The organism is Pseudomonas entomophila (assembly GCF_018417595.1).
In the GTDB taxonomy this organism is placed as follows: Bacteria; Pseudomonadota; Gammaproteobacteria; order Pseudomonadales; family Pseudomonadaceae; genus Aquipseudomonas; species Aquipseudomonas entomophila_C.
Genome location: NZ_CP070982.1, coordinates 5,412,542 through 5,428,096, shown reverse-complemented (window position 1 = coordinate 5,428,096; position 15,555 = coordinate 5,412,542). Strand labels below are relative to the sequence as shown.

The window sequence follows — 15,555 nt, the reverse complement described above, 5'->3', positions numbered from 1 at the left end:
TCTGTGCCTGCATGTACCATGGTGAACGTTTCAACGCCTGGACCCACCTGGTCGGTGCGGTGCTGGCCTGCATTGGCGCGGTCTGGCTGATCGTCGTGGCCGGGCTCCAGGGCGACCCCTGGAAGATCGTCAGTTTTTCCATCTACGGCTTCACGCTGCTGCTGCTCTACAGCATCTCCACCCTCTACCACAGCACCCGGGGGCGGGCGAAGCAGGTCATGCGCAAGCTCGACCACCTGTCGATCTACCTGCTGATCGCCGGCAGCTACACCCCGTTCTGCCTGGTCAGCCTGCGCGGGCCCTGGGGCTGGAGCCTGTTCGGGGTGGTCTGGGGGCTGGCGGTGATCGGCATGCTGCAGGAGATCAAGCCACGTTCGGAAGCACGCATCCTGTCGATCATCATCTACGCGGTGATGGGCTGGATCGTGCTGGTGGCGGTCAAGCCGTTGCTGTCCAGCCTGGGGGCTGCGGGCTTCGCCTGGCTGGCGGCCGGCGGTGTGTTCTACACCGTCGGCATCGTCTTCTTCGCTTTCGACAGTCGCTTCCGCCACTGGCATGGCATCTGGCATCTGTTCGTGATTGCCGGGAGCCTGATGCACTTCGTCGCGGTCTATCTCTACGTTCGCTAGAAGTCGCCCCACAGCTGCTGCGCCACCGACAGCGCCACCACCGGCGCGGTCTCGGTGCGCAGCACGCGCGGGCCAAGGCGGGCGGCGTGGAAGCCGGCGGCCTTGGCCTGCTCGACCTCGGCATCGTTGAGGCCGCCTTCGGGGCCGATCAGGAAGGCCAGGCGGGCGGGTTTTTCGTGGCTGGTCAGCGGCGCCGCCACCGGGTGCAGGACCAGCTTGAGGTCGGCGTCGCTGCCCTTGATCCATTCCGCCAGGGTGACCGGCGGGTGAATCACCGGCACGGTCGAACGGCCACATTGCTCGCAGGCACTGATTGCCACCTGGCGCCAGTGGGCCAGGCGTTTGTCGGCGCGCTCGTCCTTCAGGCGCACTTCGCAGCGTTCGCTGATGATCGGGGTGATTGCGTTGACGCCCAGTTCAGTGGCTTTCTGGATCGCCCAGTCCATGCGCTCGCCGCGGGACAGGCCCTGGCCGAGGTGGATGTGCAAGGGCGACTCGGCCTGGCCGGGGAGGGCCTGGTCGAGGCTGACGCGCACGGTTTTCTTGCCCACCTCGAGGAGTTGGCCGAGGTATTCCTGGCCGCTGCCGTCGAACAGCTGCACGGCGTCGCCGGGGGCCATGCGCAGCACGCGGCCGATGTAGTGGGCCTGGGCTTCGGGGAGCTCGTGCTCGCCGAGGCCAAGCGGGGCGTCGATGAAGAAGCGGGAGAGTCTCATGGTTCAGCTCAAGCTAGAAATGGGAACGGGGACCCTGTGGGAGCGGCGAGCTTGCGGGCTAGCCCGGGTCGCGGAAATCGGGGTGGAAGTCGGCTGGTACCGCCACGCTGACACTGTCACGGGTGGCGATGTCGATCCCTTCGCTGGCCACTTCGGCCAGGAAGTCGATCTGCTCCGGGGTGATCACGTAGGGCGGCAGGAAATACACCACACTGCCCAACGGGCGCAATAGCGCACCACGGCTCAGGGCATGTTCGAACACCTTCAGGCCACGGCGTTCCTGCCAGGGGAAGGCGACCTTGCCGGCCTTGTCCTTGACCATCTCGATGGCCAGGGCCATGCCGGTCTGGCGCACTTCGGCGACGTGGGCGTGGTCGGCCAGGTGCGCGGTGGCGCTGGCCATGCGCGCGGACAGGGCCTTGTTGGCTTCGACCACGTTGTCCTGGGCGAAGATGTCGAGGGTCGCCAACGCCGCGGCGCAGGCCAGCGGGTTGCCGGTGTAGCTGTGCGAATGGAGGAAGGCGCGCAGGGTCGGGTAGTCATCGTAGAACGCCTGGTACACCTTGTCGGTGGTCAGGCAGGCGGCCAGCGGCAGGTAACCGCCGGTCAGGGCCTTGGACAGGCACAGGAAGTCCGGGCGGATGCCGGCCTGCTCGCAGGCGAACATCGTCCCGGTGCGGCCGAAGCCCACGGCGATTTCGTCGTGGATCAGGTGCACGTCGTAGCGGTCGCAGGCTTCGCGCAGCAGCTTGAGGTACACCGGGTGGTACATGCGCATGCCCCCGGCGCCCTGGATCAGCGGCTCGACGATCACCGCGGCGATGCTGGCGTGTTGCTCGGCCAGCGTCTGCTCCATTGCGGCGAACATGTTCCTTGAGTGTTCTTCCCAGCCCATGCCTTCGGGGCGCAGGTAGCAGTCCGGGCTGGGCACCTTGATCGTGTCCAGCAGCAGGGCCTTGTAAGTCTCGGTGAACAGCGGCACATCGCCCACCGACATGGCGGCGATGGTCTCGCCGTGGTAGCTGTTGGTCAGGGTGACGAAGCGCTTCTTCTGGGGTTTGCCGGTGTTCTGCCAGTAATGGAAGCTCATCTTCAGCGCCACTTCGATGCACGACGAGCCGTTGTCGGCGTAGAACACCCGATCGAGGCCGGCCGGGGTCATGGCCACCAGGCGCTCGGACAGCTCGATCACCGGCTGGTGGCTGAAGCCGGCAAGGATCACGTGCTCGAGCTGGTCGACCTGGTCCTTGATGCGCTGGTTGATGCGCGGGTTGGCGTGGCCGAACACATTGACCCACCAGGAACTGACCGCGTCCAGGTAGCGCTTGCCCTCGAAGTCCTCGAGCCAAACGCCTTCACCGCGACGGATCGGGATCAGTGGCAGCTGCTCGTGGTCTTTCATCTGGGTGCAGGGGTGCCACAGGACCTTCAGGTCGCGTTGCATCCACTGATCGTTGAGGCCCATGGGCGCTTCTCCTGGCATTGCGGCTTGGTTGGACCGCGTAAGCCTAAGCAATGCGACAGGGCAGGACAACCTTGGGGCTCATTGACGGCGCACGGGCGTCCACTTCAGGTTGCGGATATGCAACTGCGCGTGCTGCGAGGTCGACAGGGTCAGGCGGCGCAGCGGCCCCGGCAGAACCTGCCACCTGGGCTCGGTGGCGTAGGCCCCGGGAACGCAGTCCATGGAGAAGTCTTCGGCCAGGGTCAGCCAGAAGAAATGGCCAGGCTCATCGGGCCGGTCAGCCTGGTCGGGGCGTTCGATCTCCAGCAGGGTCTGGGGGCACTGATCAGCGTCGTCGCAGACTGCGTAGAACTCCATGGCCAGGCTGTCGACCTCGCGGGCGAAGCTGATTTCGACATCGCATTGGCTACCGATGATCAGTTCGGTATCCCTTTGCCCGGCAGATGGCCAGAAACCTGTGCACAACGAACCATTCGACTTGATCTGCAAGCCCGACGAGGTACGCCAGGGCTGCTTTTTCTCGAGCAATTGCGGGGACACGCTGGCGAACCGCTTCTGATAGATCATCACGCCTCCTGGCAGGCGAATGGGGCCAGGGCGAGCATCGACCACACGATGCTCCGTGGGCAACTGACAAAATTACCAGTTGCCAAAAGCACTTGATGGCACTGCGGTGGCAGGGTGGGTAGAGGTGACGTATTCTTAACGCATCTGCCCCGGGGGGCGTTCCCCTCCTTTTTCCCTAAAAACCCTCTTACCGGAGTTCGCCATCATGGCTGCTGCTTGGGTGCGCCTGTGCGCGTTTGTATTGATTGGGGTGTCCAGCGGCGCGACGCTGGCCAAAGACAAGACTGCGATCGTTGTCGGCGGCGGCCTGGCGGGCCTGACCGCCGCCTACGAGCTGCAAGGCAAGGGCTGGCAGGTCACCCTGCTGGAAGCCAAGCCGGGCATGGGCGGGCGTTCGGGCCTGGCCACCAGCGAATGGATCGGCAACGGCAAGACCCAGCCGGTGCTCAACCAGTACCTGGAGCAGTTCAAGGTCGCTACGTTGCCAGCGCCGGAGTTCGTCCGCACCCCCGGTTACCTGATCGATGGCGAGTACTTCAGCGCCGCCGACCTTACCGCCAAGCAGCCGGCTACCGCCGAGGCGCTCAAGCGCTACGAGAAGACCCTCGACGACCTGGCTCGCTCCATTGAAGACCCGCTCAACCCGGCGGCCAACAGCACCTTGTTCGCCCTGGACCAGATGAACGTGTCCACCTGGCTCGACAAGCTGCAACTGCCGGCGACCGCCCGTCAGTTGGTCAACCAGCAGATCCGCACCCGCTACGATGAACCGTCGCGCCTGTCGCTGCTGTACTTCGCCCAGCAGAACCGCGTCTATCGCAATATCAGCGACCGTGACCTGCGCGCCGCACGCCTGCCGGGTGGCAGTCCGGTGCTGGCCCAGGCTTTCGTCAAACAACTGAAGACCATCAAGACCAGCTCGCCAGTCACCTCCATCGTCCAGGACAAGGACGGGGTGACGGTCAAGGTCGGCAGCGTTGGCTACCAGGCCGACTATCTGGTGATGGCCGTGCCGCTGCGCGCCCTGGCCAAGATCCAGATGACCCCGGGCCTGGACAACCAGCACCTGGCTGCGCTCAAAGGCACCAACTACGGCTGGCGCGACCAGCTGATGCTCAAGTTCAAGAACCCGGTCTGGGAAAGCCGTGCGCGCATGTCCGGCGAGATCTTCAGCAATGCCGGCCTGGGCATGCTGTGGATCGAACCGGCGCTCAAGGGCGGGGCCAACGTGGTGATCAACCTGTCCGGCGACAATGCTCGCCTGCTGCAGGCGTTCGGCGACAAGCAGATGGTCGACCAGGTGCTGATTCGCCTGCATGCGTTCTACCCGCAAGCCCGTGGCGCGTTCACCGGCTACGAAGTACGTCGCTACAGCACCGATGCCGGTACCGGTGGCGCCTACCTGGCCTACGGCCCAGGCCAGATCAGCAAGTACTGGCGTCTGTGGGAACGCCCGGTGCAGCGCATCACCTTTGCCGGTGAGCACACTGACGCGCTCTATCCTGGCACCCTGGAAGGCGCCCTGCGCAGTGGCCAGCGTGCCGCCAGCCAGGTGCTGGACCTGGCTGCAGGCAAGTCGTTCGACCCGGTCAAGGCGGCGCCAGTGGCCGCTGCCGCAGCTGTGGGCGCCGTTGCAGCCAAGGACAAGGGCGGTTTCTTCTCCAACCTGTTCGGTGGCTCCTCGGACAAGGCACAACCCGCATCTGCCAAGGCCGAGCCGGTCAAAACCGAAGCGGCCGCGCAGGACAAACCGGGCTTCTTCTCTCGCTTGTTCGGTGGTGCTGACAAGCCGCAAGTCAAGGTTGCACCGGTTGCCAAGGCTGAGGAGGCAGCGCCTGCGCCGGCCCCTGTCCAGGTTCCTGCTCCGGCAGCCCCGGTAATCGAGGCCAAGGAAGAGCCCGCCAAGCCGGTCGCGACCAAGCCAGCCCCGGCCAAGGCAGTCGCCAAGCCTGCGGCCAAGCAGGCAGCGCATAAACCCGCGTCCAAGCCTGAGCCGGTCAAGAAAGCCACGGCCAAGTCCGAGCCCGTGAAAAAGCCTGTGGTGAACAGCCAGGCAAACGCGAACTGACAACGGCCTCTTCGCCGGCAAGCCGGCTCCTGCGTAGGGGCCGGCTTGCCGGCGAACTTTTGACGCCTCAGCCCTCCAGCATTGGCAGCCTCCCTCGCAACGTCTATCGTTAATGTTTCCTTAATGGGAAGGTTGCAGACTAAATATCGGATTTTTCGATTATCCGAAGCAATTTTTTCCGCTTTTCTTCGATACGTTACGCGTTAGTCTGTGCACAGCTTTCACGGGGAAATACGCCAACATGCAACTGCGCAACTCATCTTCTCGCTATGGCCTGGTCAGCATCGTCCTGCACTGGGGCGTGGCGCTGGCGGTCTTCGGCCTGTTCGGCCTGGGGCTGTGGATGGTCGGCCTGGATTACTACAGCCCCTGGCGCAAATCCGGCCCCGACCTGCACAAGAGCATTGGCCTGGTGCTGTTGGCGGTCATGCTGCTGCGCGTGCTCTGGCGTTTCGTCAGCCCGCCGCCACCGGCACCGGCCAACCATGGCAAGGTGACCCGCCTGGCCGCCAAGCTAGGCCACCTGGCGCTGTACCTGGGGTTGTTCGCGGTGATGACCGCGGGCTACCTGATCTCCACTGCCGATGGCGTCGGCATTCCGGTGTTCGACCTGTTCGAGGTGCCGGCACTGGTCAGCGACCTGCCCGACCAGGCTGATACCGCCGGGGTGATCCACCTGTGGCTGGCGTGGGGGCTGGTGATCTTCGCCGTCCTGCATGCACTGGCGGCACTCAAGCACCATTTCATCGACCGTGACGCGACCCTGACCCGTATGTTGGGCCGCAAAGCTTGACCCTCACCCTCAATTGCAATGGAAGGAACGTAAGGATGTTGAAAAAGACTTTTGCCGCCCTGGCGCTCGGTACCGCCCTGATTTCCGCCGGCCAGGCCATGGCTGCCGATTACAAGATCGACAAGGAAGGCCAGCACGCGTTCGTCGACTGGAAGATCAGCCACCTGGGCTACAGCTTCATCCACGGTACCTTCAAGGATTTCGACGGTAACTTCACCTGGGACAGCACAAAGCCCGAGGCCAGCAAGATCAACGTCGACCTGAAGACTGCCAGCCTGTGGTCGAACCACGCCGAGCGTGACAAGCACATCGCCAGCAAAGACTTCCTGGATGTGAAGAAGTACCCGGAAGCCAAGTTCGTCTCCACCAGCGTCAAGCCCACTGGCGACAAGACCGCTGATGTGACTGGCGACCTGACCATGCACGGTGTGACCAAGCCGGTCACTTTCAAGGCTGTGTTCAATGGCGAAGGCAAGGACCCGTGGGGCGGCGAGCGTGCCGGCTTCAACGCCACCACCACCCTGAACCTGAACGACTTCAACATCAAGGGCCCGGGCGCTACCTCGCAGACCCTGGACCTGGACATCAGTGTCGAAGGCGTGAAGCAGAAGTAATCGGTTGCACCAACAAAAACGCCGCCCATTGGGCGGCGTTTTTGTTGGTGTGCCGTACAGGTTCGCCGGTAAGCCGGCGAACAGGCCTCAACCCTTGCGGGTCAGCAGAGCCGGACGCTCACCCCGTGGGCGGCTTGGCAGGTCGTCCAACTGCTCGGGTGTCGGATAACGGTCGAGCTTGGATTCCTTGCGAATGATCACCGGCGCGCTCTGCGGCTCGCGCGGGTTACGCACGGCCGGTTCCTGGCGCGCCGTGTCGTCGCGGCGGTTGCGGCCACCATTGTTGTCACGACGAGCGCCGCCGCTACCGCCACCATTGCGGGCACGTTTTTCGCCGGAACCCTGGTTCTGGCCCTGACGTTGCTGGCCGTTGCCACGGCCTTGACCCTGACCTGCGCCGCTGCGCTGGCCGGTGCCCTGGCCTTGACCACCATTGCTACCCGGGCGGCGGTTGCGGCCCTGGTTCTTGGCGTTCTGGTAGGGGCTGACGTAGTCGGCGCGGTTACCGAAATTGTCGACATCGTCGTCCAGGAACTCTTCTGGATCACGGTCGGCAGGTACCGACGGAGCCGCTTTCTGGCCCTGGGCAGCTTGCTGCTGGCGTGGCTTCTTGTCACGCGGCTTGCGTTGCTGGCCTTGCTGTTGCTTGTCGCCGGACTTTTCCTTGTCGGCCTGTTTCTCGGCGGCAGGTTTCTGCTTGCCTTTGTCCTTGCCCTTGTCCTTGCGCCCGCCACTGCCTTCCTTGCCGCCTTCGCCGCGAGGTTGCTGGTTGCGGCCACCGCGGCCATTGTTCTGCTGGCGTTCGCGGACTTCCGGCTTCTCCGCCTCGACGGTCGATGCGTCGAAGCCCATCAGGTCGCCATCGGGGATCTTCTGCTTGGTGACGCGCTCGATGCTCTTGAGCAGCTTCTCTTCGTCTGGCGCGACCATCGAGATGGCCTCGCCCGAGCGACCGGCACGGCCGGTGCGGCCAATGCGGTGTACGTAGTCTTCCTCGACGTTGGGCAGTTCGAAGTTGACCACGTGGGGCAACTGGTCGATGTCCAGGCCGCGGGCAGCGATGTCGGTGGCGACCAGCACACGCACGGTGTTGGCCTTGAAGTCGGCCAGGGCCTTGGTGCGGGCGTTCTGGCTCTTGTTGCCGTGGATCGCGGCGGCGGTCAGGCCGTGCTTTTCCAGGTACTCGGCCAGGCGGTTGGCGCCGTGCTTGGTGCGAGTGAACACCAGTACCTGTTCCCAGGCGCCCAGGGTGATCAAGTGCGCCAGCAGTGCGCGCTTGTGGCTGGCCGGCAGGCGATAGACGCGTTGCTCGATACGCTCGACCGTGGTGTTGGGTGGCGTGACCTCGATGCGCTCGGGGTTGTGCAGCAGCTTGTCGGCCAGGTCGGTGATGTCTTTGGAGAAGGTGGCCGAGAACAGCAGGTTCTGGCGCTTGGCCGGCAGCCGCGCGAGCACTTTCTTCACATCGTGGATGAAGCCCATGTCGAGCATGCGGTCGGCTTCGTCCAGGACCAGGATCTCGACGCGGGAGAGGTCGACGCTGCCTTGGCCGGCCAGGTCGAGCAGACGGCCTGGGCAGGCGACCAGCACGTCGACGCCCTTGGCCATGGCTTGGACCTGCGGGTTCATGCCGACGCCGCCGAAGATGCAGGCGCTGATGAAATTCAGGTCGCGGGCATAAACCTTGAAGCTGTCATGCACCTGGGCAGCCAGCTCGCGGGTGGGTGTGAGCACCAGTACGCGTGGTTGGCGCGGGCCATGGCGTTGTGACTTGTCGGGGTGGCCACCCGGGAACAGGCGCTCGAGAATGGGGAGCGCGAAGCCGCCGGTTTTACCAGTACCTGTCTGGGCGGCAACCATCAGGTCGCGGCCTTGCAACACGGCGGGAATGGCCCGCTGTTGCACCGGAGTGGGCTGGGTATAGCCCGCAGCCTCGATAGCGCGGACAAGAGCCTCGGAGAGACCGAGGGAAGCAAAGGACATGGGCAATCCTGTTCTCGTGGGGGCTGGGCCCGATGGGGTGTTCTGCCTGGCGCGACGGGCATCGGAGGGATGCGATCGCGTCCGGTCCAGCTGGGCTGTCACGGTGTATCCGGGGAACGGTTGGCGGGCATCTTTCATGCGCTGCCGTCGTTTGGGATGCCTGTGGTGAGGCCGAGCGTCCGGGCGTGAGCCTGGCGGGAAGGCCCGAGTATAACAGAGCAATCAGCGCGTGCTGCGTTCCTGCTGCTCAACGGTGACAGGAAAGTTATCCAGGTTGTCATATCGCAAGGCGATGGCGGCGTACGCCGGCTCCTGCTTGAAGCGCCGCAGTTCATCCGAAAAGGCCTTGGCCAGTTGCTCCCGGCCCGGTTTGCGCGCCAGCCCCAGGTACTGCTGGCGGCGGCTGATCACCATGGGCAGGGCCTCGACCGTCTGCTCCATGCCGAGTTGCCGGCTCAGGAAGCGGCCGACCCGGCGATCGGTCACCAGCAGGTCGATGCGCCCCAGGGCCAGCTTGCCGAAATTGGCCTCCTGAGTCGGGGCCGACTCGCGGCGAAACAACGCAGAATTATCGAAGGCATCGCCATAGTTGTAGCCCGGTGAGGTCCCCACGGTCAGGCCGGCCAGGTCTTCAGGGCGTTCGATGGTGTGGCGCCGGGCGCGGGCCTGATACAGGATGAACTCGACATCCGACATGGGCTCGTCCGGATAGATCAGGAAGCCCTGACGCGATTCGACCCGAAAAGTATCCATCACGCCGTCAGCCAGCCCTTGCTGGATCATCGCCATGCAGCGCTTCCAGGGCAGGAATTCCCACTCCACCTCGATACCCAGGCGTTTGAATACCTCGTTGGTGACTTCGTAGTCGATGCCTTTGGCCTGGGCATTGTCCTGGTAGAGGTAAGGCGCCCAGTCATCACTGACGATACGCAGCCGCTCACTGTATGCCTGGGGGCTCAGGCATAGGAGCAGTAGAAGGCAAGCTGGGCGCAGGAGCGAGAGCAGGGCGGGTGTCAGGGGCAAGGTCGGTACCCCTGTGGTGACGTGCCCGGCATGTCGATCAGGCCTGTTGCTGCTGGAGCAGGCGGGTTTCTATGGCCTGCCGATGCTTGCCAAGCGCCAGGCGCAGCCCGGGTTGGCGCAGGCATTGGCGCAACTGCGCCGCATCCAGTTGGCCATGACGCTGGCGGAGGTTCTCGAGGGCCTTGTCCCACCAGGCCGATGCGCAGGCGCGGTCGAACTCGTTCTCGTAGGGGTAGCAGCCGTACAGCAACTCCCGGGCAAACTGCCGCTGGCTGCGTGGCAAGGTGAGGCTCAGAGCCTTGTAGCCCAGGCGCTGTAGCCTGGGGGGGCGAGGCAGTTGGTCATTGACCAGGCTGACATCGGCAAGCGCCGCGGCGCTCAGCGGTGCGTCACCGTGCTTGCGCAACCAGGCCTGGATCTTGGCGCGGAACTGGGCCTTGCGGCTCCAGTAGTGGTGGATCACATCGGTGCAGGTGTTGACCTGCAGTGTGCGATAGGCCGCTACCGCCAGGCAGAACTCCTCGAGGATGTAGGCTTTCTGCGAGAGCAGGTAGAACTCGTCCATCATGGCGATGGAGTGATCCAGTATCGAGGCGTCCTCTTTAGCAAGGCCGATCACGCCGGAGTTGAGCAGTGGCATCTGGCAGTCGGCCAGGTTGCGGGCCTCAAGCGTTGACAGCAGGTGCTTGTACAGCAGGCACTCGGGGTGTTCGCCATAACGCCCGACGATGGCGTTGCATAGCAGGCTACCGGGGGCGACCCGCCGAAACAGTTGCATGGGGGATGTGCGGAAGAACGTGTCGGTGTCGATGAGCACGGCCAGCGGGTGGTGCTCGAGGACCTGGCGCAGCAGCACGTGCTTGCTGCGAAAATGATAGCCGTGGGGCTGATTCCAGGCACTTCGCGTGGCTTCGTCGAGCAGGTGCAGGGTTATGGGCAGCTTGTCGTACGGCGCGGGGTCGTCGGTGTAGACCTGGATGTCCATGATCTCGCCGGGCTGCAGATGAGCCAGGGCGCTGACAATGCTGAAGCAGGCTTCCTGGTGATAGGTGGCCGCACCGAATGCCAGGTAGACGAGCTGGGGAGTGGCGGTTTGAGGGTGCTGCATGCTGGCCGTTAACCTATTGCGAGGCAAATGTGAAGAAGGCTTTAGCCTAAGCCAAAGCCTTCTTCATAGCTCGAAATAATTATTACCGGGAAATACCTTCAGCGCGGCAGCTTCAAGTTGTTCCAGATGGCCAGGCTCGGCTCGGCCTGGTTGAGGGTGTAGAAGTGCAGGCCAGGTGCGCCGCCTTGCAGCAATTGCTCGCACATGCGGGTGATCACTTCTTCGCCGAAGGCCTGGATGCTGGCGGTGTCGTCACCATAGGCTTCCAGCTGCTTGCGGATCCAGCGCGGGATCTCGGCGCCGCAGGCATCGGAGAAACGCGCCAGCTTGCTATAGTTGGTGATCGGCATGATGCCGGGTACCACCGGGATGTCCACGCCCAGCTTTTGCGCACGCTCGACGAAGTAGAAGTAGCTGTCGGCGTTGAAGAAGTACTGGGTGATGGCGCTGTCGGCGCCGGCCTTGACCTTGTGCGCGAAGTTGGCCAGGTCCACTTCGAAGTTGCGCGCCTGGGGGTGCATCTCCGGGTAGGCAGCGACTTCCAGGTGGAAGTGGTTGCCGGTTTCCTGGCGGATGAACTCGACCAGGTCGCTGGCGTAGCGCAGCTCGCCGCTGGCCATGCCCATGCCGGAGGGCAGGTCGCCGCGCAGGGCGACGATGCGCTTGATGCCGGCGGCCTTGTACTCGGCGAGCAGGGCGCGCAGGTCGTCCTTGCTGTCACCCACGCACGACAGGTGCGGGGCGGCGGGGACCTTCACTTCGCTCTCCAGCTGCAGCACGGTGTTGAGCGTGCGGTCGCGGGTCGAACCGCCGGCACCGTAGGTGCAGGAGAAGAAGTCCGGATTGTAGCTGGCCAGCTGGCGGGCGACGCCCATCAGCTTTTCATGGCCGGCGTCGGTCTTGGTGGGGAAGAACTCGAAACTGTAGCGGCGTTCTTGTGACATCTCTGGTTCCTTGGACAGCGAACACTGGGCAGCTGCCTGCAAATAAAAGCCAGGACGGTGGGGGCCGGCCTGGCTCGGACATCGGTTCGAAACGTTGCCAGCCAGTCCCCGGCGAGGCGCCGGGGACTGGCAACCCGCCGCTTAGTAGCGGTAGGCGTCCGGCTTGAACGGACCTTCGACGGTCACACCGATGTACTCAGCCTGCTGCGGGGTCAGCTGGGTGACCACGCCACCAAAGCCGCGGACCATTTCCAGGGCCACTTCTTCGTCCAGCTTCTTCGGCAGCACTTCAACGGTCAGGCGCTCGGTTTTCTTCGCGGCTGGCAGCTCGGCGAACTTCTGCTCGAACAGGAAGATCTGTGCCAGGACCTGGTTGGCGAACGAACCGTCCATGATGCGGCTCGGGTGACCGGTGGCGTTGCCCAGGTTCACCAGGCGGCCTTCGGCCAGCAGGATCAGGTAGTCGTCGTTCTGCGGGTCGAAGGTGCCGGCGCCGGTGCGGTGGATCTTGTGCACCTGTGGCTTGACCTCTTCCCACGCCCAGTTCTTGCGCATGAAGGCGGTGTCGATCTCGTTGTCGAAGTGGCCGATGTTGCAGACCACGGCGCGCTTCTTCAGGGCCTTGAGCATGTTGGCGTCGCAGACGTTGACGTTACCGGTGGTGGTGACGATCAGGTCGATGCGGCCCAGCAGGTCCTTGTTGATGCCGGCTTCGGTACCGGTGTTGATACCGTCCTTGAACGGCGAGACGACTTCGAAGCCGTCCATGCAGGCTTGCATGGCGCAGATCGGATCGACCTCGGTAACCTTGACGATCATGCCTTCCTGGCGCAGGGACTGGGCCGAACCCTTGCCCACGTCGCCGTAGCCGATCACCAGGGCCTGCTTGCCCGACAGCAGGTGGTCGGTGCCGCGCTTGATGGCGTCGTTCAGGCTGTGACGGCAGCCGTACTTGTTGTCGTTCTTGCTCTTGGTGACCGAGTCGTTGACGTTGATCGCCGGGACTTTCAGCTCGCCCTTGGCCAGCATGTCCAGCAGGCGGTGCACGCCGGTGGTGGTCTCTTCGGTCACGCCGTGGATCTTCTCCAGCATGGCCGGGTATTTCTTGTGCAGGATTTCGGTCAGGTCGCCACCGTCGTCCAGGACCATGTTGGCGTCCCAAGGCTGGCCATCCTTGAGGATGGTCTGCTCGATGCACCACTCGTATTCCTGCTCGGTTTCGCCTTTCCAGGCGAACACCGGGATGCCGGCGGCGGCGATGGCGGCGGCGGCCTGGTCTTGAGTGGAGAAGATGTTGCAGGACGACCAGCGTACTTCAGCGCCCAGGGCGACGAGGGTTTCGATCAGCACGGCGGTCTGGATGGTCATGTGGATGCAGCCGATGATCTTCGCGCCCTTGAGCGGTTGCTCGGCTTGGTACTTGCGGCGCAGGCCCATCAGCGCGGGCATTTCCGATTCGGCGATGATGACTTCCTTGCGGCCCCAGTCGGCCAGGGAAATGTCGGCGACCTTGAAGTCGGAAAAACCAGCAGGCGTGTTTACAGCGCTCATTGAGAGCCTCCATTCGTAGTGTGCGAATGGGCGCCGTTGTGCGTTGAGCGTCCGCTGTGCGGACAACGCCCCAACCGAGCCTGACAGGACGAACCTGCTGCAGCGCCCCTCGGATGGGTGGCGGGAACGGCGGCCGCAGGGGCCACCGTCGAAAGTGCCGGGCGATTATAGCGGGGCTTTCGATGCATCCCAAGGGCTAAACAGCACAGACGGGCTCAACGAGGGCGGCCGTTGGTCCGCAATGCAAGACGCAAGGTAAGGTGGGCCATGGGGTCGCAGCCCTGGGCCAGCACCATTACCTGCCAGCTCAGCGCGAACTCGCCCGGTGTGTCGCACTGGATACGCCAGTGATAAGTATCGACCAGGCGGCTTTCCGGTTGCAGGGGGGCCGAGGCATCGGGAAGCGCCAGGGGCAGGTCGCGTTGCTCGACCAGCTCGATGTCCAGCGGCGGTTCGCTGGCGGGGCTGTGGCTGAACAGCATTTCTTCGCCGAGCAGCGCCACCGGGACCACCTTGAGGAGCAGGGTGTCTCCGGTCGCCACGTCCAGTGCTGGCGAGTCGAGGAGCAGGGTTTCATCCGATGTCGGGCGGGTGTGCAGGATGCACAGGTGCCGGGGATCGAGTTCGGCGGGTGCGCCGGGATCGTCGGGGAGTTGCGCGAAGGCCTCCAGCAGGCCCCGGGTGTCGACGATCAGCAGCAAGTGGTGGGGGGATTTCTCCGAAATCATGATGCGCTCCTTCCTTGAGCACCAACGATGGATCCGGGTACAGGCGCGCACCGCCGGCCCGAGGCGCGGCGGTGCGAGGTGTGGATCAGTTGGTGATGGTGATGAACGGATCCCATTCGAAGTAGCCACAGCACTTGCAGTCACGGTCGATGATCATGAACTTGAAGTGGTAGGTGACCTTGCCTTGCGCGAGCAGGTCGCTGCGCCAGTAGTAGTTTTCGTTGACCTGGCAGGTTGGCACGGTCTTGTTGTTGGCGTTCGGTACGGCGGTCTGTACCTTGGCCTTGAGCGCGCGCGGATCCTCCAGCAGTTGATGATTCGGATCGTCCGATACGAATCCATAGAGGATCACCGACTGCTCGAAGCCGAACGAGATGCTCTGCTCGCGCCAGCGGACCACATCGCCCACCCGGCCCTTCAGGTGCAGCTCACCCCCGGCCTGGCCGGAGATGACGTTGTCCTGGTAGGTGACCATGTAGATGTGTTCCGGCTGGATGAACGTGGGCTTGTTCGGGTCCTTGCTCGCGTTGGGGAACTTCTTGAGGATGGTTTCTGTGTCGAAGTTGATGCTGACATCAATGATTCTGGACATAGTGGATTCCCTTTCACTGATTTCGAGTAGGTCAATGGTGAGCCTCAGTCGCTCTCCACTGGCACCGCCCGGAGCCTCGCTTCCTGCGAATGCCGGTCTCGCCGCGCCGTATGCCAAGTTCCGGTTGTCCGACCACTTGGAGTGACCTGCGGGTCACAGGATCAGGCTAGATCCGTGGGGGTGGGTGTCAAACGGCGGCCTGCGGATACTGACCAATGGTCGTAGGGCGTGACCATGGTTGACCCAAGTCAATGGGACTACCATGTAGAGCGTGGCCGGGCCGGTTGATCCGCCGCCCGCCACTCGACGTTCATGAGGCCACCGGCCAGGAGTACAGATGAACTTTCACACCCGCAAATGGGTAAAACCCGAAGACCTCAACCCCAATGGCACGCTGTTCGGCGGCAGCCTGTTGCGCTGGATCGACGAAGAGGCGGCGATCTACGCCATCGTCCAGCTGGGCAACCAGCGCGTGGTGACCAAGTACATTTCCGAGATCAATTTCGTCAGTGCCTCGCGCCAGGGCGACATCATCGAGCTGGGCATCACCGCCACCGAGTTCGGTCGCACCTCCATCACCCTCAAATGCGAAGTGCGCAACAAGATCACCCGCAAGGCCATCCTGACGGTGGACAAGATGGTCTTCGTCAACCTGGGCGAGGATGGCCAGCCGGCACCGCACGGGCGCACCGAGATCAAGTACATCCAGGACCAGTTCCCGGACAGCGCCGTCGAGTAAGCGCCGCAAGGAAGGCAGGAGCCAGCCCTGCTGGC

The 15,555-nt window shown here is 63.7% G+C and carries 15 protein-coding genes and 1 riboswitch; of the genes, 5 read left to right on the top strand and 10 right to left on the bottom strand.

Going from position 1 to position 15,555, the window contains the following annotated elements:
• Positions 1 to 11: 11 nt before the first annotated feature.
• A complete protein-coding gene (gene trhA, locus JYG34_RS23800) occupies positions 12 to 629 on the top strand; it encodes a PAQR family membrane homeostasis protein TrhA (protein ID WP_213658616.1) in 618 nt (205 codons plus the stop codon).
• On the opposite strand, the gene JYG34_RS23795 is transcribed toward trhA, so the two are convergent.
• From JYG34_RS23795 to JYG34_RS23785, 3 genes are all read right to left on the bottom strand, one after another.
• Entirely contained in the window at positions 626 to 1,345 is a 720-nt protein-coding gene (locus tag JYG34_RS23795) for a 16S rRNA (uracil(1498)-N(3))-methyltransferase (RefSeq protein WP_213658615.1), read from the bottom strand. The two genes, trhA and JYG34_RS23795, sit on opposite strands and share 4 nt — an antisense overlap.
• Before the next feature lie 58 nt (positions 1,346 to 1,403).
• On the bottom strand, positions 1,404 to 2,810 hold the full coding sequence (locus JYG34_RS23790) for an adenosylmethionine--8-amino-7-oxononanoate transaminase (RefSeq protein ID WP_213658614.1): 1,407 nt from the start codon (positions 2,808 to 2,810) through the stop codon (positions 1,404 to 1,406).
• A gap of 78 nt (positions 2,811 to 2,888) precedes the next feature.
• The gene (locus JYG34_RS23785; protein WP_213658613.1) at positions 2,889 to 3,377 is read right to left on the bottom strand and encodes a hypothetical protein; all 489 of its coding nucleotides are present in this window, start codon (positions 3,375 to 3,377) and stop codon (positions 2,889 to 2,891) included.
• A 205-nt stretch (positions 3,378 to 3,582) separates the two neighbouring features.
• Between JYG34_RS23785 and JYG34_RS23780 the strand changes: the two genes are divergently transcribed.
• The 3 genes from JYG34_RS23780 to JYG34_RS23770 all read left to right on the top strand — a co-directional run bounded on the left by JYG34_RS23780 (position 3,583) and on the right by JYG34_RS23770 (position 6,852).
• The gene (locus JYG34_RS23780; protein WP_213658612.1) at positions 3,583 to 5,445 is read left to right on the top strand and encodes a flavin monoamine oxidase family protein; all 1,863 of its coding nucleotides are present in this window, start codon (positions 3,583 to 3,585) and stop codon (positions 5,443 to 5,445) included.
• Positions 5,446 to 5,686: 241 nt separating this feature from the next.
• Positions 5,687 to 6,238, top strand: coding sequence for a cytochrome b (locus JYG34_RS23775; protein WP_213658611.1), 552 nt, complete (start codon positions 5,687 to 5,689; stop codon positions 6,236 to 6,238).
• 35 nt (positions 6,239 to 6,273) lie between these two features.
• Complete coding sequence (locus JYG34_RS23770) at positions 6,274 to 6,852, top strand: YceI family protein (RefSeq protein WP_213658610.1); 579 nt, start codon at positions 6,274 to 6,276, stop codon at positions 6,850 to 6,852.
• Between the two features lie 87 nt (positions 6,853 to 6,939).
• On the opposite strand, the gene JYG34_RS23765 is transcribed toward JYG34_RS23770, so the two are convergent.
• From JYG34_RS23765 to JYG34_RS23735, 7 genes are all read right to left on the bottom strand, one after another.
• Positions 6,940 to 8,835 (bottom strand): DEAD/DEAH box helicase, encoded by a 1,896-nt coding sequence (locus JYG34_RS23765; RefSeq protein ID WP_213658609.1) that lies wholly within the window; start codon positions 8,833 to 8,835, stop codon positions 6,940 to 6,942.
• Positions 8,836 to 9,057: 222 nt separating this feature from the next.
• The gene (locus JYG34_RS23760; RefSeq protein ID WP_213658608.1) at positions 9,058 to 9,858 is read right to left on the bottom strand and encodes a substrate-binding periplasmic protein; all 801 of its coding nucleotides are present in this window, start codon (positions 9,856 to 9,858) and stop codon (positions 9,058 to 9,060) included.
• A gap of 37 nt (positions 9,859 to 9,895) precedes the next feature.
• Entirely contained in the window at positions 9,896 to 10,966 is a 1,071-nt protein-coding gene (locus JYG34_RS23755) for a hypothetical protein (RefSeq protein ID WP_213658607.1), read from the bottom strand.
• A 98-nt stretch (positions 10,967 to 11,064) separates the two neighbouring features.
• Positions 11,065 to 11,910, bottom strand: coding sequence for a methylenetetrahydrofolate reductase [NAD(P)H] (gene metF, locus JYG34_RS23750; protein WP_213658606.1), 846 nt, complete (start codon positions 11,908 to 11,910; stop codon positions 11,065 to 11,067).
• Positions 11,911 to 12,051: 141 nt separating this feature from the next.
• Positions 12,052 to 13,461: an adenosylhomocysteinase gene (gene ahcY, locus JYG34_RS23745; protein ID WP_213658605.1), complete on the bottom strand. Its 1,410-nt coding sequence runs from the start codon at positions 13,459 to 13,461 to the stop codon at positions 12,052 to 12,054.
• A gap of 21 nt (positions 13,462 to 13,482) precedes the next feature.
• Positions 13,483 to 13,578: riboswitch (S-adenosyl-L-homocysteine riboswitch) on the bottom strand.
• A 98-nt stretch (positions 13,579 to 13,676) separates the two neighbouring features.
• Positions 13,677 to 14,189 carry a hypothetical protein gene (locus JYG34_RS23740; protein WP_213658604.1) on the bottom strand — a complete coding sequence of 171 codons (513 nt, stop codon included), beginning with the start codon at positions 14,187 to 14,189 and terminating at the stop codon, positions 13,677 to 13,679.
• A gap of 85 nt (positions 14,190 to 14,274) precedes the next feature.
• Positions 14,275 to 14,781: an inclusion body family protein gene (locus JYG34_RS23735; protein WP_213658603.1), complete on the bottom strand. Its 507-nt coding sequence runs from the start codon at positions 14,779 to 14,781 to the stop codon at positions 14,275 to 14,277.
• 337 nt (positions 14,782 to 15,118) lie between these two features.
• Here JYG34_RS23735 and JYG34_RS23730 point away from each other — a divergent pair, with 337 nt between their 5' ends.
• Positions 15,119 to 15,520, top strand: a complete 402-nt coding sequence (locus JYG34_RS23730) for an acyl-CoA thioesterase (RefSeq protein WP_050707228.1) — start codon at positions 15,119 to 15,121, stop codon at positions 15,518 to 15,520.
• Positions 15,521 to 15,555: the final 35 nt, after the last annotated feature.

Bases quoted from the DNA above. Each gene is read 5' to 3' on its own strand.
- trhA (WP_213658616.1), top strand. From the start codon at position 12: ATGTACCATGGTGAACGTTTCAACGCCTGGACCCACCTGGTCGGTGCG.
- JYG34_RS23795 (WP_213658615.1), bottom strand. From the start codon at position 1,345: ATGAGACTCTCCCGCTTCTTCATCGACGCCCCGCTTGGCCTCGGCGAG.
- JYG34_RS23790 (WP_213658614.1), bottom strand. From the start codon at position 2,810: ATGGGCCTCAACGATCAGTGGATGCAACGCGACCTGAAGGTCCTGTGG.
- JYG34_RS23785 (WP_213658613.1), bottom strand. From the start codon at position 3,377: ATGATCTATCAGAAGCGGTTCGCCAGCGTGTCCCCGCAATTGCTCGAG.
- JYG34_RS23780 (WP_213658612.1), top strand. From the start codon at position 3,583: ATGGCTGCTGCTTGGGTGCGCCTGTGCGCGTTTGTATTGATTGGGGTG.
- JYG34_RS23775 (WP_213658611.1), top strand. From the start codon at position 5,687: ATGCAACTGCGCAACTCATCTTCTCGCTATGGCCTGGTCAGCATCGTC.
- JYG34_RS23770 (WP_213658610.1), top strand. From the start codon at position 6,274: ATGTTGAAAAAGACTTTTGCCGCCCTGGCGCTCGGTACCGCCCTGATT.
- JYG34_RS23765 (WP_213658609.1), bottom strand. From the start codon at position 8,835: ATGTCCTTTGCTTCCCTCGGTCTCTCCGAGGCTCTTGTCCGCGCTATC.
- JYG34_RS23755 (WP_213658607.1), bottom strand. From the start codon at position 10,966: ATGCAGCACCCTCAAACCGCCACTCCCCAGCTCGTCTACCTGGCATTC.
- metF (WP_213658606.1), bottom strand. From the start codon at position 11,910: ATGTCACAAGAACGCCGCTACAGTTTCGAGTTCTTCCCCACCAAGACC.
- ahcY (WP_213658605.1), bottom strand. From the start codon at position 13,461: ATGAGCGCTGTAAACACGCCTGCTGGTTTTTCCGACTTCAAGGTCGCC.
- JYG34_RS23740 (WP_213658604.1), bottom strand. From the start codon at position 14,189: ATGATTTCGGAGAAATCCCCCCACCACTTGCTGCTGATCGTCGACACC.
- JYG34_RS23735 (WP_213658603.1), bottom strand. From the start codon at position 14,781: ATGTCCAGAATCATTGATGTCAGCATCAACTTCGACACAGAAACCATC.
- JYG34_RS23730 (WP_050707228.1), top strand. From the start codon at position 15,119: ATGAACTTTCACACCCGCAAATGGGTAAAACCCGAAGACCTCAACCCC.